The 14,770-nt window shown below is 33.2% G+C and carries 9 protein-coding genes and 2 tRNA genes; 3 read left to right on the top strand and 8 right to left on the bottom strand.

Annotation, left to right across the window (positions count from 1 at the left end; translation table 11 throughout):
• From WBN21_RS16570 to WBN21_RS16545, 6 genes are all read right to left on the bottom strand, one after another.
• Window positions 1-470, bottom strand: a 470-nt coding sequence (locus WBN21_RS16570) for a divalent metal cation transporter (protein ID WP_424202249.1), incomplete at its 3' end; no start/stop codon positions are given.
• Between the two features lie 41 nt (window positions 471-511).
• Entirely contained in the window at window positions 512-2,392 is a 1,881-nt protein-coding gene (gene gndA, locus WBN21_RS16565; protein WP_424202247.1) for an NADP-dependent phosphogluconate dehydrogenase, read from the bottom strand.
• 34 nt (window positions 2,393-2,426) lie between these two features.
• Window positions 2,427-3,482 carry a polysaccharide lyase family 7 protein gene (locus WBN21_RS16560; protein WP_424202245.1) on the bottom strand — a complete coding sequence of 352 codons (1,056 nt, stop codon included), beginning with the start codon at window positions 3,480-3,482 and terminating at the stop codon, window positions 2,427-2,429.
• A gap of 449 nt (window positions 3,483-3,931) precedes the next feature.
• Window positions 3,932-4,009 (bottom strand) — tRNA-Pro (locus WBN21_RS16555).
• Window positions 4,010-4,041: 32 nt separating this feature from the next.
• Window positions 4,042-4,129, bottom strand: a tRNA-Ser gene (locus tag WBN21_RS16550).
• 99 nt (window positions 4,130-4,228) lie between these two features.
• Window positions 4,229-6,283, bottom strand: a complete 2,055-nt coding sequence (locus WBN21_RS16545) for an HD family phosphohydrolase (protein WP_424202243.1) — start codon at window positions 6,281-6,283, stop codon at window positions 4,229-4,231.
• Between the two features lie 228 nt (window positions 6,284-6,511).
• On the opposite strand from WBN21_RS16545, the gene WBN21_RS16540 reads away from it, so the two are divergent.
• Together WBN21_RS16540 and WBN21_RS16535 are read left to right on the top strand one after the other, a co-directional pair.
• On the top strand, window positions 6,512-7,690 hold the full coding sequence (locus WBN21_RS16540; RefSeq protein WP_424202241.1) for an acetyl-CoA C-acyltransferase: 1,179 nt from the start codon (window positions 6,512-6,514) through the stop codon (window positions 7,688-7,690).
• Between the two features lie 87 nt (window positions 7,691-7,777).
• Window positions 7,778-8,527, top strand: coding sequence for an NlpC/P60 family protein (locus tag WBN21_RS16535; RefSeq protein ID WP_424202239.1), 750 nt, complete (start codon window positions 7,778-7,780; stop codon window positions 8,525-8,527).
• Window positions 8,528-8,578: 51 nt separating this feature from the next.
• On the opposite strand, the gene WBN21_RS16530 is transcribed toward WBN21_RS16535, so the two are convergent.
• Window positions 8,579-9,832 carry a tetratricopeptide repeat protein gene (locus WBN21_RS16530; RefSeq protein ID WP_424202237.1) on the bottom strand — a complete coding sequence of 418 codons (1,254 nt, stop codon included), beginning with the start codon at window positions 9,830-9,832 and terminating at the stop codon, window positions 8,579-8,581.
• Between the two features lie 18 nt (window positions 9,833-9,850).
• The gene (gyrA, locus tag WBN21_RS16525; RefSeq protein ID WP_424202235.1) at window positions 9,851-12,424 is read right to left on the bottom strand and encodes a DNA gyrase subunit A; all 2,574 of its coding nucleotides are present in this window, start codon (window positions 12,422-12,424) and stop codon (window positions 9,851-9,853) included.
• A gap of 421 nt (window positions 12,425-12,845) precedes the next feature.
• Here gyrA and WBN21_RS16520 point away from each other — a divergent pair.
• On the top strand, window positions 12,846-14,770 hold a 1,925-nt coding region (locus WBN21_RS16520), incomplete at its 3' end, for an ATP-dependent Clp protease ATP-binding subunit (protein WP_424202233.1).

Below are 14,770 nucleotides of genomic sequence, written 5' to 3'. Positions count from 1 at the left end.
ACCAACATTAATAAGTAAAAAACAACAATTATTATAATGGCTGTAATTAAAACGGTTTCATATTTTAAATCACCTAATCCATCAAAATTAACTGCTAAAATTTCATAAATGATATTGGAAGAAATTCCTAAAATTCCCATTAAGGAATTCCATTGCCCAAACGTAATTCCAATAATAATTAAAATGGCTAAAGCTTTACCGTATTTTAAATGTTTTTTAAAGCCATAAAGTGCTGTTTCACCAGTAATTAATGCATAATTACCATAAACGAACATTAATAATCCGGAGAAAAGGCAACTTAATAATAATACCCATAATAACTGCATATTAAATTGACTTCCTGCAACAATCATAGACGTTACACTTCCTGTACCAATAGTATAACCTATGGCAAAAATTCCAGGCCCAAAGCCTAATACAATGGCTATAATTTTTTTTAGTAAAGATTTCTTCTCTTTGGTTTCTGACATAATAATTAGTTTAGTTGGTGAATTAGTTTAAACCGGATTGGTTAATTCCAGTTGGTATGATGAAACTTACCTGAATCATCATCGGTTCGTTGATAAGTATGTGCTCCAAAATAATCGCGTTGTGCTTGAATTATATTTGCTGAAGAATTTGCTGTTCCATAATTATTTAAAAAATTTATGGATTCACTTAAACACGGTGCTGTTAGGTCGTTTAAAATACATTCTGAAACCACTTTTTTAATGGATGGTTTTAATGCTTTAATTTGATTAATAATAGTTTTATGCGTTAATATATTATCATTCACTTTTAAGACTGGAATTAAATCCATTGCTAAATCTGATTTGATGATACAACCATTAGTCCAAATTCTAGCAATTTCACTTAAATTTAAGCTCCAATTATAGGCTTTTCCGGCTTCAGAAATTAACTTAAGTCCTTGATAATGATTTATTATTCTAGCGAATTGATAAGCGTTTAAAACAGCTTCCACGTCTAAATTCAACTTTGATGGCTCCATCCCAAAGTTTTTATTTGCTTGAATTCTTTCTTCTTTATAAAACGATGTGTAACGCGCAAATAATGCTGCGGCAATTAATGTACTTGGAGCTCCCAATTCTGCTGTGGCAATGGTTGTCCAATTTCCAGTTCCTTTATTACCTGCCTTATCTACAATCTTATTTACTAGCCAATCGTTGCCATCTTTTTTTCTAAGAATATCAACCGTAATTCCTAATAAATAACTATCGGCCTTCGTTTTCCACGATTCTAAAATATCGGCAATTTCATCGGGATTTTTCCCCATGGTTTTTAAAATAGTATAAACCTCTGCCAATAATTGCATTTCAACATACTCAATGCCATTATGAACCATTTTCACAAAATGACCGCTTCCCTCTTCTCCTATATAAGTGCAGCACGGCAAACCATTAGCATCTTTAGCAGCAATACTTTCCAAATAAGGTTTTACTAAATTATAAGTTTCCTTATTGCCCCCAGGCATAATGGATGGTCCTTTTAAAGCCCCTTCCTCGCCGCCAGAAACACCAACGCCAATAAAGTTAATGTGTTTAGATTTTAAATAATCGTAACGCTCTTTGGTTTTTAAGTAATTAGAATTACCGCCATCAATTAAAATATCTCCATCAGATAAAAACGGTATTAAATCTTCAATAACCATATCTGTAATCTTACCAGCATTCACCATCAGCATAATTCTTCTTGGTGTTTGAAGGGAATTTACAAATGCTTCAATATCTGAAAACGGTTGGGCAGATTCCAGTTCCTTGTGGCTATTCTTAAAATTTATAGCAACATCTTCCTCTGTTCCTTTTGCTTCGCGATTAAAAATGGATATTTTAAATCCCTTTTGAGCTAAATTTCTACTTAAGCTCTTTCCCATAACACCTAAACCAAATAGTCCGAATTCTGATTTCATTTTAATTTCTTTTGTAATTATTTCAACAATTTCCTTTGGGCTTAAACAAATATTTACCTCTAATGCTTCTGATGGCTTTTCTAAAGTATCAAACTGCGACTGTAATAAAGCTGAAGTCATAAAATGATTCTTTCTATTATTAAGTCGCTCTGTAATTTGATTAAAACTCCCAGCAAGATGAATCCATTTAACTTGATTTTGAATGTCTTTATTTAAAATATCTCGATAAGATTTCTTTAAGGCAGAACAAACTATGATACAGCTATTTTTTTGAAGTTGTTTCTTTGCTAAGTCGTTGAGCGCAACTAACCATCCGTAACGGTCGTCGTCATTTAATGACTTGCCACTACTCATTTTATCTATATTAGATTGTGGATGAAAATCGTCGCCATCAAAAAATGGGATATTAAGTTTTTGAGATAACATTTGCCCGATGGTGCTTTTTCCACAACCTGAAACACCCATTATAAAGATTACTATATTCAAATTTATTGACTTTTTTAAATAAACTTAACTATTCTTAATTTGGCGATGTTCCAGCACCTACAGTTGCAGATTTAAACCACACTTCTGCATAACAACCATTTGCATATTGTTTAGCAATATCACCATTGTAGGTTTCAGAACCAGTACTCCAAACCAAATTATCGTCTGGAGACTTTCCATTAGTTTGATTGTAGGCACCTTGCTTAAAATTTTGTAGTTCACCAGCATAAGCACTTTCACGTTCCACACCATCACGACCTATGGAAGCGTACAAGGTCCATATTTGTTGAGGAATATCTGATTTTTTTGAGAAATCCGATTTAATCAAACTCTTAACGAAGGTTTTAGTTTCGTGTCCTTCACTAGTAAAAGTAAGATACATTATACCTTCATAAACATTTATTTCATAGCTAAATTCTTCGCCTAATGCAATACCATCTTCAGGTTCGGCAGGATATGTATTTGGTGTTTCACCAACAACCGACATGTCATGTCCCCAAACGGCTGTTGAAAAATCCCATCTTCCAGAATTATCATCACCCGCAGTATTAATTTCATAATTCCAATAAACAGAACCTTTTGTATGCCCAGGGAATTTTTTATAAAATATTTTTAATGGTTCGTTTTCGTGTCCTTCTGTTCCATGAATTTGCCCAACTACTACTGAATATGAAGCTGCAACCCTAGCATCGCCAGACGTTGAAACATGCATGACTTTTAATGAACCCGTTAATTTACCACCAGTTTCGGTTTTCCAATGTGTTTTTTGCCCAAGTTCGGTTCTTGTGTTGCTTGAAGTTCGAGAAGTAATCCCCGAATTTGGTGTTTTATATACTACCCAGTTGGTATCGTTTTCATTTTCAACATAAAAAAAATCTTTATGTTCCGTTTCAACTAAATTTTCAAATTTTGCACCATCGCCACAAAGTATACTAAACTCACTCATAAAAGGAATCACATCACTTGGATAAACAGTTTCTTTTACAATTTCATTTTGGTTTTTTTTAGCCGCATCCTTACATCCATTTACTACTAAAAATCCAATTATTAAAAGCGATTGAAATAATGATTTTACAATTTTCGTGTTCATTCTATTATTTATTAATTGTTTAATTGTTTCTTAAATAGTAGATCTGGAGTGATTTTAACCAACTATTTGCACTAAAAAAACTTGAACCTGATAATAAAATATGTTCAATTATAAAATTGAAAATCATCAAAAATTCAAATTGGTGCACCAGTTTGGTTTACCAAATATAGCTATATTTAATTAGTATTAAAATTTAAATCGATTTTAAATTTAAAAACAGAATTAATTGGATGTCAATATTTTATTTAATTAAGCAATACAGATTAGTTATTAAAAATATTTAGAAGCCAATTTAAAAGTACAATTATTTAGTTAAGAAAGTAACGATACAGATAAAATAATTTTTGAAAAGTCAAAATTTGGATGAAAAATTTAAATTAAAAGAAATACACCTCTGAGTAATTAAAAATAAAAAAAGCCTTAAAAATCAATGATTTTTAAGGCTTTACTGGTCGGGGTGGCAGGATTCGAACCTGCGACCTCCGCGTCCCAAACGCGGCGCGATAACCGGGCTACGCTACACCCCGAATGGTTATCTGTAAATTTATTCAAAAAAAAGCGGAGAGACGGGGATTCGAACCCCGGGTACCCTTTTGGGGTACGACGATTTAGCAAACCGTTCCTTTCGGCCACTCAGGCACCTCTCCAGTATTTTTATTTTGAACTTCACATTTAATTTAAATGCGGATGCAAATTTAGTTTTTCATCTTAAAGAACACAAACATTTTTCTTCTTTTTTTTACTTTTTATTCAGGGTATTCAATTCGTAAATGATAAATGTTTGCAAGCTTGTGTTTTAACACTTTTTTTATCGATTCAATTTCTTTAAAAGTGATGTTGGCATTTAAAAATTGCCCCTCTTCTATTTGCTTATTGATAATATTCTCTACAAAAGCTTCTATTTTGGTAGACGTTGGGTCTTTTAAACTTTTTGATGCCGCTTCAATACTATCACACATCATTAAAATAGCAGTTTCTTTACTAAAGGGTTTTGGCCCTGGGTAACTAAAATTTGCTTTATCTACCTCAACATCAGGGTAATCCTTTTTCTCTTGCATGTAAAAATAATATACAACGCTGGTTCCATGATGTGTTCTAATAAAATCAATAACACGATCTGGTAAATTATTTTTTCTTGCAATTTCAATACCATTTATAACATGATCAGTAATTATTCTAGCACTTTCCTTTGACGACAATTCGTCATGAGGATTAATTCCTGTAGATTGGTTTTCAGTATAATACGTTGGGTTTTTCATTTTACCAATATCGTGATACAATGCGCCTACCCTAACAAGCATGGCGTTTGCACCAATTTCGTTAGCTGATGCTTCAGCCAAATTTGCAACGTTTAATGAATGATGAAATGTACCTGGCGCCTTATTTGATAATTCTTTTAGCAATTTAGTATTGGTATCTGATAATTCTAAAAGCGAAACATCTGAAACTAATCCAAAAAGTTTTTCATAAGCATATATTAATGGCTGAACAAACAAGGTTGCCAAACCGCAGAGTACAAACCAAATAAAAGTTTCCCAATGAAGCGTTTCTACACTTCCTTCATGAATTACAAAAAAAGCAAAATATGCTATAATATATATTAGCGTTATTTGACCTACTGAAATAAACAAATTTGCACGCTTATACAACTCTGAAACCGTCAATATAGTTACAATACCAGCAATTATTTGAAGAAACATATACTCGTAACTATTAGGCACAATAAATCCTAATAATAGGACTGTTAAAACATGGGCGAATAGACCTAATCGCGCATCAAAAAACGCTTTAAACACTAATGGTAATATACAAATTGGAACTATGTAAATGTATTTCGAATCATAATTCACCACTAAAGTTGTAATGAATATCATTAATGAAATATTGAAAAATATGAAGGTTACTTTCGTGTTATTCTCAAAAACCTCCATTCTATACTTTCTTAAAAACAAAAGCAACATTAATAAAGCTAAAGCCACCAATAACGTATAAGCAAATAACACCCAATTGTAATTTGAGTCACTCCAAACTTGCGACTCATATTCGGATTGCAAGGATTTTAAAATTTGAAATTTATCACCTTCAACAACTTCGCCTTTTGAAACTATTAAAGTTTCCTTAGCGACACTTCCCCGTGTATAGGAAACCCGACTAAGTTCATCTTGAATTGCCTTATCCGTAAATGCTTTATTAAATGTTATGTTTGGTTCAATCAAATCAAAACACAATGAAACAATGTCTGTTTTATATTTTGATAAATTGTTTTCAGTTAACACTTTATCAATGACCACTATTACATCATTTTGTTGAACTAAGTTTGAATAAAACCCATCCTGTAATTTTTCTCTTCCATCAAGAATAACAATTGGGCTGTTTTCAGAAAAATCATAATCTTCGCTTAAAACGCCGTATTTATATAAATCTGAAACGATGGTTTTACCAGTTCTGAATAATCTATTATAAATATAGTTAGGCAAACTATCCCTAAAAGTGGCATTAAACTGGGTATTATAATTATCAATTACCTTTTGATGAATCGTGTTATTAATATTAAAATACAATACTGCATGGTCGATAATACTTTCCTTTTCAGAGGCTACTTCTTCATCGGTTTTTTTAATAGCAAAATCAAAAGGAGCCTGCAAACTCTCAGATTGCCACGGTTTCCCTTTTTCAAAATTATACTTAAATTTTCCGCTTTTTGGAAATAGATACACAATTAGAAACGTTGTGCAAATAAATAATAAGACCTTATAAATTAAGGAATGGTTTTTATATAGTTTATTTATAAAGTCTTTCATGTATGAGTGTTCTCGCCATTTTTAGCTGTCACCCATAAAATATTGGGCTATGCATGGCTGCATCCAAATATCCATTTCGCTAAACTTCAATTTTAGTTATAGATATTTCCTTTAGAAACCAAATGTAATAAATTATAAGCTTTTACCATTTTTTATAATAATCTAATCTTTCAAATTTCTACTAAAAAATCATTATTTTCGCATAGACTTAATTAAAAAGTTAAATTGATGAATAAAGAAGTCGTAATTGTTTCTGCTGCAAGAACCCCAATAGGAAGTTTTTTAGGTGCATTATCAACTATTCCCGCTCCTAAACTAGGTGCTATTGCCATAAAAGGCGCCTTAGATAAAATTAACTTAAAACCAGAATTGGTTGAAGAAGTTTTAATGGGCAATGTTGTACAAGCTGGAACAGGGCAAGCTCCTGCCCGTCAAGCAGCTATATATGCAGGAATTCCAAATACTGTGCCTTGCACCACTATTAACAAAGTTTGTGCTTCGGGCATGAAAACCGTTATGCAAGCGGCGCAATCTATTGCTTTAGGCGACGCTCATATTATTGTTGCAGGTGGCATGGAAAACATGAGTCTTATTCCTCATTATTTGCATGCTAGAACGGGTACAAAATTTGGACCAGCAACATTAATTGACGGTTTACAAAAAGATGGTTTAGTGGATGCTTACGATCAAAATGCCATGGGCGTTTGTGCCGATGCATGTGCTACTAAATATGAGTTTTCAAGAGAAGCACAAGATGCTTATGCGATACAATCGTACAAACGATCATCGGCCGCATGGGATGCTGGTAAATTCAACAATGAAGTTGTTCCTGTTGAAGTACCTCAACGCCGTGGAGAACCATTAATTGTTAGTAAAGATGAAGAATATACGAATGTTAGATTAGATAAAATTCCGCAATTACGCCCAGCGTTTTCTAAAGATGGAACGGTAACGGCGGCAAATGCATCAACTATAAATGATGGTGCTGGCGCCATAGTTTTAATGAGTAGAGAAAAAGCAGACGAACTAGGCTTAAAGCCATTGGCAATCATAAAAAGCTATGCTGATGCAGCTCATGAGCCAGAATGGTTTACAACTGCTCCTGCAAAAGCTTTACCGAAAGCACTTGATAAAGCTGGAATTAATATAAAAGATGTTGATTTTTTTGAATTTAACGAAGCCTTTTCTGTAGTTGGGTTGGCTAATATGAAAATTTTAGGACTTACAGATGCTAACGTAAATGTAAATGGTGGCGCAGTATCATTAGGGCATCCACTTGGCTGTTCTGGAGTTAGAATTCTAATTACTTTATTAAATGTTTTAGAACAAAATAACGCAAAAATTGGAGCTGCTGCAATTTGCAATGGTGGCGGCGGAGCTTCAGCAATGATTATTGAACGCTGTTAGCAGTAATTAAGCACATTAAGCAGTATTTACCCATATGAATAAAACAACTATTTTACTTCCTAAATTTTAAATGACACTATATTTTTAATGCAATACGGTATTTGTAATTTAAGCATTGTTCCGCTTCGAAATGAACCAGCAGACGCAAGTGAATTAGTTTCACAAGTGCTTTACGGTGATTTTTTTAAAATTTTAGAAACCAGGAAACAATGGAGTAAAATTAGATTAGCTTTTGATAAATATGAAGGTTGGGTGGATAATAAACAATATGTTGAAATCAATGAAGATCAATATCATTTTCTTAAAAACGAAACGCCAAAACTCACTTCAGATTTAGTAGAATTTATTGAAGATGAAAACAAACAATTATCACCGATAACATTAGGCTCTTCCCTAAATGGACTTTCCATTTTAAACCATATTTACGAGGGGAATTATGTTACTAAAAAAAACGAGAAATCTAATCTCATAAAAACAGCTTTTACATTTTTAAATTCGCCTTATTTATGGGGTGGAAAAACACCTTTTGGTATTGACTGCTCTGGTTTTACTCAAATGGTTTACAAATTAAATGGCTATAAATTATTACGCGATGCATCGCAACAAGCCACTCAAGGTGAAGCTTTAAGTTTTATTGAAGAAAGTGAGCCAGGAGATTTGGCCTTTTTTGATAATATTGAAGGTACCATTATACATGTTGGCATCATTATGAAAGACAACTATATTATTCATGCACATGGAAAGGTAAGAATTGACAGGCTAGACCATTCTGGAATATATAATGTTGATAAAAACATGCATACTCACAAACTTCGAGTCATTAAAAAAATCATATAAAAAATGCCGCTAAATAGCGGCATTTTTTATATTTAATCTTTTGTAAATTTATTACTCACCGCCAGACATAGCGTCTAATTTTGCTGTAATTTCTTTGGCTTTTTGGCCTTCACCTAAAGCGAGGTAAATATTTTTTAATTGGGTAAAAATATCAGATTTAGCATCTGGGTTATTACTAATAAAACTAGTTAGAACTTCTGCGCCTTTCTGAAACAAATTGTTTTTATCAACTTTCAGTATTTCATATTTTGCATCATCAGCTTTACTCATTCCTAATTTTCCCATTTCTGCAATCACAACATTCCCTTTTTCTATATATAAATTAGACAGGTTTAATGCAGCATCAGAGTAAGAAGGATCTAAACTTAAAACTTTTTCAAATGATTTTTGAGCATTATCAATGTCACCTTTATTCATATTTACAACACCAACATTATAGTGAAGGACTTTATTTTCTGGATCTTTAGTTATAGCTTCTTCAATTAATTCTTTAAATTTATTTTCATCTTTTAATTGTAAATGAATATTAGCTTCATTTATTATTAAATCAACATTATCTGGGTTTTCAGCTCTTGCGTCTTTAATAGCTGCAAGTGCTTTTTCATTATCACCGTTTGAAATATAAATAAAAGCGATGTTCTTTACAATTTCAGGTTTCTTTGATTCTGTCATACGTTCACCTGGCTTAATATGACTTCCTCCTTTAACATATAGATCGCGAGTTCCTTTATCTAAAACCACTTCTTCACCAGTTTCTTTATCGATAGCAAAATATTCTTTTGCAATACCAGTATAACCAATTTCTTTAAGTTCTTCATAGATACCTAAAGCTCTATCGTATTCTTTTACATTTACAGATGTAGCTGCGGCATAATAAAGAAACATGGTGTCTTTTTCAGTAACTCTATAGGCCTTTTCAAAATACTTTGAAGCTTCTGAATAATTATTTTTCTCATAGGCAGCATTTCCAGTAGTTAACAAACCATTGGTCATAGTTTGCTTTAATTGGTTAACTTCAGTCCCATAGGCGTCCTTAGCTAGGTCTAAATTTTCAAGTGCTGCATCGATATCACCAATAGCTCCCTTTCCATTAGCGTAAAGGGTTTGACCTTTTAGGTAGTGAAATTTTGATTTGGTTTTTTCATCCATGGCAGATAATAAACCTTCTGCTTGGTTAATCGCCGTTTTTGCTTCTGCGAAATTGTTGCTTTTAATAGCCTTCTCTGCTGTTTTCAATTCTTTCTTTTGTGCAAATGAAAATGCACTTATTGAAAATGCTAAAGCTATGATTAATTGTTTTTTCATTTTGAATAATTATTAAAGTTAATTTATTGTGTTATTATCGTCTAAATTATTATCAAGAGTTGTGCCATCTTCTGAAGCATCAGTATTTTCAGCGCTTTCAGAACCTTCAGCAACTATTACATTACCATCTTCATCTAATTCTACTTCATCTTCATCATGCATTACTTTGGCAACTGCAGCAATAGAATCGTTTCCTTTTAGGTTAATTAACTTAACTCCTTGCGTTGCACGTCCCATCACTCTTAAATCCTGAACAGCCATTCTAATTGCAATTCCAGATTTATTGATAATCATTAAATCATCTTCATCTGTCACATTCTTTATAGATACTAAACTACCTGTTTTTTTAGTTATTGAAATGGTTTTTACTCCTTTTCCGCCACGATTGGTAATTCGGTAGTCCTCTAAACTAGAACGCTTACCATAACCATTCTCAGACACTACTAGCACATTACTTTCCATATCATCGACAGCAATCATACCAATAACTTCATCGGTTTTCTCGTCTTGCAAACGAATTCCTCTTACACCAGATGCACCACGACCCATTGGGCGCGTTTTGGCTTCCTCAAATCGGATTGCTTTACCAGATTTTAAAGCTAACATTACTTGACTTTCGCCAGTAGTTAACTTAGCTTCTAATAAAACATCGTCATCTTTAATGGTTATTGCATTAATTCCATTTGTTCTTGGTCTAGAATATTGCTCAAGCGATGTTTTCTTTACCTGACCTTTTTTAGTAGCCATAATAACGTAATGACTATTTATATACTCTTCATCTTTTAAATCTTGAGTACAAATGAAAGCCATAACTTTATCATCTTGCTCAATATTTATTAGGTTTTGGATAGCTCTACCTTTAGATGTTTTACTTCCTTCTGGAATTTCATAAACACGCATCCAGAAACATTTTCCTTTTTGAGTAAAGAACAACATGTACTGGTGATTTGTACCAACAAATAAATTTTCTAAGAAATCTTCATTACGTGTTGTTGAAGCTTTTTGACCAACGCCACCTCTATGCTGTGTTTTATATTCAGATAAAGATGTACGCTTAATATAACCAGCATGTGAAATTGTGATAACCACTTTTTCATCAGGAATCATATCCTCAATACTTAAATCGCCACCAGCATATTCAATAACTGAACGACGCTCATCACCATACTTATCTCTAACCACCTCAAGCTCTTCTTTTATAATATCCATTCTACGATCTTTTCTATCTAGAATATCTTTAAGATCGATAATAGTTTTCATGATTTCGTCGTACTCAGTTCGAAGCTTATCTTGCTCTAAACCAGTAAGCTGACGTAACCTCATTTCAACTATTGCTTTAGCTTGAATTTCTGATAGCTCAAATCGTTTTATTAAGTTTTCACGGGCTTCATCAGCGTTTGAAGATGCTCTAATGATAGCAATAACCTCATCAATGTTATCAGAAGCAATAATTAAACCTTCAAGTATATGGGCTCTCTCTTCAGCTTTACGTAATTCATACGTAGTTCTTCTTACAACAACTTCATGTCTATGCTCAACGAAATAATGAATCAATTCTTTTAAATTCAATAATTGCGGACGACCTTTAACTAACGCAATGTTATTTACACTAAATGAGGACTGTAGCGCAGTATACTTAAATAATTTATTTAATACTATATTTGGAATAGCGTCACGTTTTAAAACATAAACTATTCGCATCCCATTTCTATCTGATTCATCTCTAATTAGAGAAATACCTTCCAGTTTTTTATCGTTAACCAAATCAGCAGTTTTCTTAATCATATCTGCTTTATTAACCTGGTATGGAATCTCGTCAACAATGATACACTCACGACCATTTACCTCTTCAATATTGGTTTTGGCACGCATCACTATACGCCCTCTTCCCGTATGAAAAGCTTCCTTAACACCATCGTAACCGTAAATAGTTCCTCCTGTTGGAAAATCTGGTGCTTTTACGTGTTGTATTAATTCATCAATTTCAATATCGTTATTTTCAATATAAGCGATTGTTCCATTAACAACTTCAGTCAAATTGTGTGGTGGCATATTAGTAGCCATACCTACTGCAATTCCGGACGCTCCATTTACTAAAAGTCCTGGAATACGAGTTGGTAAAACTGTTGGTTCTTCTAAAGTGTCATCAAAATTTAACTTATGATCTACCGTTTCTTTATCAATATCTGCCAACATGTCTTCAGAAATCTTGCGCATACGCGCCTCTGTATAACGCATTGCTGCAGGACTATCACCATCAATCGACCCGAAGTTACCTTGTCCATCAACAAGCATATAACGTAAACTCCATTCTTGAGCCATACGCACCATCGCATCATAAACTGATGTATCGCCGTGTGGATGATACTTTCCTAAAACCTCTCCAACTATTCTTGCGGATTTTTTATGTGCCGTATTTGCTCTAACACCCAACTCATGCATACCGTAAAGTACACGTCTATGAACTGGTTTTAAACCATCTCTTACATCTGGTAAAGCACGTGACACAATGACCGACATTGAATAATCAATGTAAGCCGATTTCATCTCATCCTCAATATTAATAGGGATCAATTTTTCTCCTTCTGCCATAAATAATTTAATTTAGTTTTATGTAATTTTCAAAACATGCTAATATAAGAATTCTAGCAGTTTTAGGAAGACTGTAAAGCTTCCTTTTTCATGTAATTTATTAACAATTTGAACGACTTAATTGGTTAATAAGTATGATCGATAAAATTTTGATTTTATAAAGATTTTTTCGTCAATTAGCATGATATACTCAAAACACTTAGATTTTCGGATTTTTAAATTTTTCTTTTCCCATTTTTCTGTGTTAAAATTTTAAATTATAGCAAAGGCTATACTTAAAAATTTTGCCTAGAAAAAAGAAAAAATAAAGAACTAAAACTCTCCTAAAACCTAAAAGCATTGAGTATTAACACATTTTTAGGTATAGTTTTTGCCTTTAATAAAAATGTTTTACTATTTTTAATGCAGAAAGAACCGATTTATGGACGATAATTTTTCCCCAAGAGTAAAAGATGTTATTGCTTACAGCAAAGAAGAAGCACTCCGTTTAGGCCATGACTTTATTGGTACTGAACACCTTATGCTTGGCCTTTTACGTGATGGCAATGGCAAAGCAATAAATATTCTTAACGCTTTAGATATTGATTTAAACCATTTAAGGCGCAAAGTTGAAATATTGAGTCCTGCAAACCCGAATATTACGGTAGCTTCAAATCAAAAAAAGAACCTACACCTTACAAGACAAGCAGAACGCGCTTTAAAAACCACGTTTTTAGAAGCTAAACTATTTCAAAGTACTTCAATTAATACAGCGCATTTATTGCTTTGTATTTTAAGAAACGAAAACGACCCCACTACCAAGCTTTTAAATAAGCTTAAAGTTGACTACGATAATGTTAAAGAACAATTTAAATCTATGATTACAAACGACAATGATTTTATAGAACCGAAATCGGAATTTCAAGACGATGATAATAATCCTGACGAACAATCTTCAAAGGATAATATTTTTAATGCACCTGCTGGTAAATCAAACAAGAAGTCTAAAACCCCTGTTCTAGATAATTTTGGACGCGATTTAACGGCTCAAGCCGAAGAAGGGAAGCTTGACCCTGTTGTGGGTAGAGAAAAGGAAATTCAACGAGTTTCTCAAGTTTTAAGTAGGAGAAAGAAAAACAACCCCCTTTTAATTGGTGAACCCGGTGTTGGTAAATCTGCCATAGCGGAAGGTTTAGCACTTAGAATTGTAAAAAGAAAAGTATCAAGAATTCTTTTCAATAAACGTGTGGTAACTTTAGATTTAGCAAGTTTAGTTGCTGGAACAAAATACCGTGGACAATTTGAAGAGCGCATGAAAGCTGTAATGAACGAGCTTGAAAAGAACGATGATGTTATATTGTTTATTGATGAAATACATACTATTGTTGGCGCTGGTGGTGCAACGGGAAGTCTAGATGCTTCAAACATGTTTAAACCAGCTTTAGCGAGAGGTGAAATTCAATGTATTGGAGCTACAACTTTAGATGAATACAGACAATATATTGAGAAAGATGGCGCTTTAGAACGTCGATTCCAAAAGGTAATCGTTGAACCAACTACGGTTGAAGAAACTATTGAAATTCTTAATAACATAAAAGGAAAATACGAAGAACACCATAACGTTGACTATACAGATGAAGCTATTGAAGCTTGTGTAAAATTAACAAATAGATACATGACCGAGCGTTTCCTACCAGACAAAGCAATTGATGCTTTAGATGAAGCTGGATCGCGCGTACATATCACAAATATTGATGTCCCGAAACAAATTATTGAGTTAGAAAAGCAGCTTGAAGATATTAAAGAAACAAAGAATGCCGTTGTAAGAAAACAAAAATACGAGGAAGCGGCTAAACTTAGAGATGATGAAAAACGCATTGAAAAAGAATTAGCTATTGCTCAAGAAAAGTGGGAAGAAGACACGAAACAACATCGTGAAGTTGTTACTGAAGATAATGTTGCAGATGTCGTTTCCATGATGACTGGCGTACCTGTAAACAGGATTGCGCAAACAGAAATCAATAAATTGGCCGAATTACCAAACCTTATAAAAGGAAAAGTAATTGGACAGGATGAAGCTGTGGCTAAGGTTGTTAAAGCCATTCAACGCAACAGAGCTGGCCTTAAAGACCCAAATAAACCAATTGGCTCATTTATATTTTTAGGACAAACAGGTGTTGGAAAAACCCAGTTAGCAAAAGTATTATCAAGAGAGTTGTTTGATAGCGAAGATTCGCTTGTTAGAATTGACATGAGTGAATACATGGAGAAATTCGCGATTTCAAGACTAATTGGAGCACCTCCAGGGTATGTAGGTTATGAAGAAGGTGGACAACTAACTGAAAAAGTTAGAAGAAAACCTTACGC

The sequence above is a fragment of the Algibacter sp. genome (genome assembly GCF_049667265.1).
In the GTDB taxonomy this organism is placed as follows: domain Bacteria; phylum Bacteroidota; class Bacteroidia; order Flavobacteriales; family Flavobacteriaceae; genus Algibacter_B.
The sequence above is the reverse complement of the archived record's forward strand: the minus strand, read 5'-3'. Positions and strand labels throughout refer to the sequence as shown.

What these genes read in the sequence shown, in the direction of transcription:
- WBN21_RS16535 (WP_424202239.1), top strand. Translation starts at nt 7,778, where the DNA reads ATGCAATACGGTATTTGTAATTTAAGCATTGTTCCGCTTCGAAATGAA.
- WBN21_RS16540 (WP_424202241.1), top strand. Translation starts at nt 6,512, where the DNA reads ATGAATAAAGAAGTCGTAATTGTTTCTGCTGCAAGAACCCCAATAGGA.
- gyrA (WP_424202235.1), bottom strand. Translation starts at nt 12,424, where the DNA reads ATGGCAGAAGGAGAAAAATTGATCCCTATTAATATTGAGGATGAGATG.
- WBN21_RS16545 (WP_424202243.1), bottom strand. Translation starts at nt 6,283, where the DNA reads ATGAAAGACTTTATAAATAAACTATATAAAAACCATTCCTTAATTTAT.
- WBN21_RS16530 (WP_424202237.1), bottom strand. Translation starts at nt 9,832, where the DNA reads ATGAAAAAACAATTAATCATAGCTTTAGCATTTTCAATAAGTGCATTT.
- WBN21_RS16560 (WP_424202245.1), bottom strand. Translation starts at nt 3,482, where the DNA reads ATGAACACGAAAATTGTAAAATCATTATTTCAATCGCTTTTAATAATT.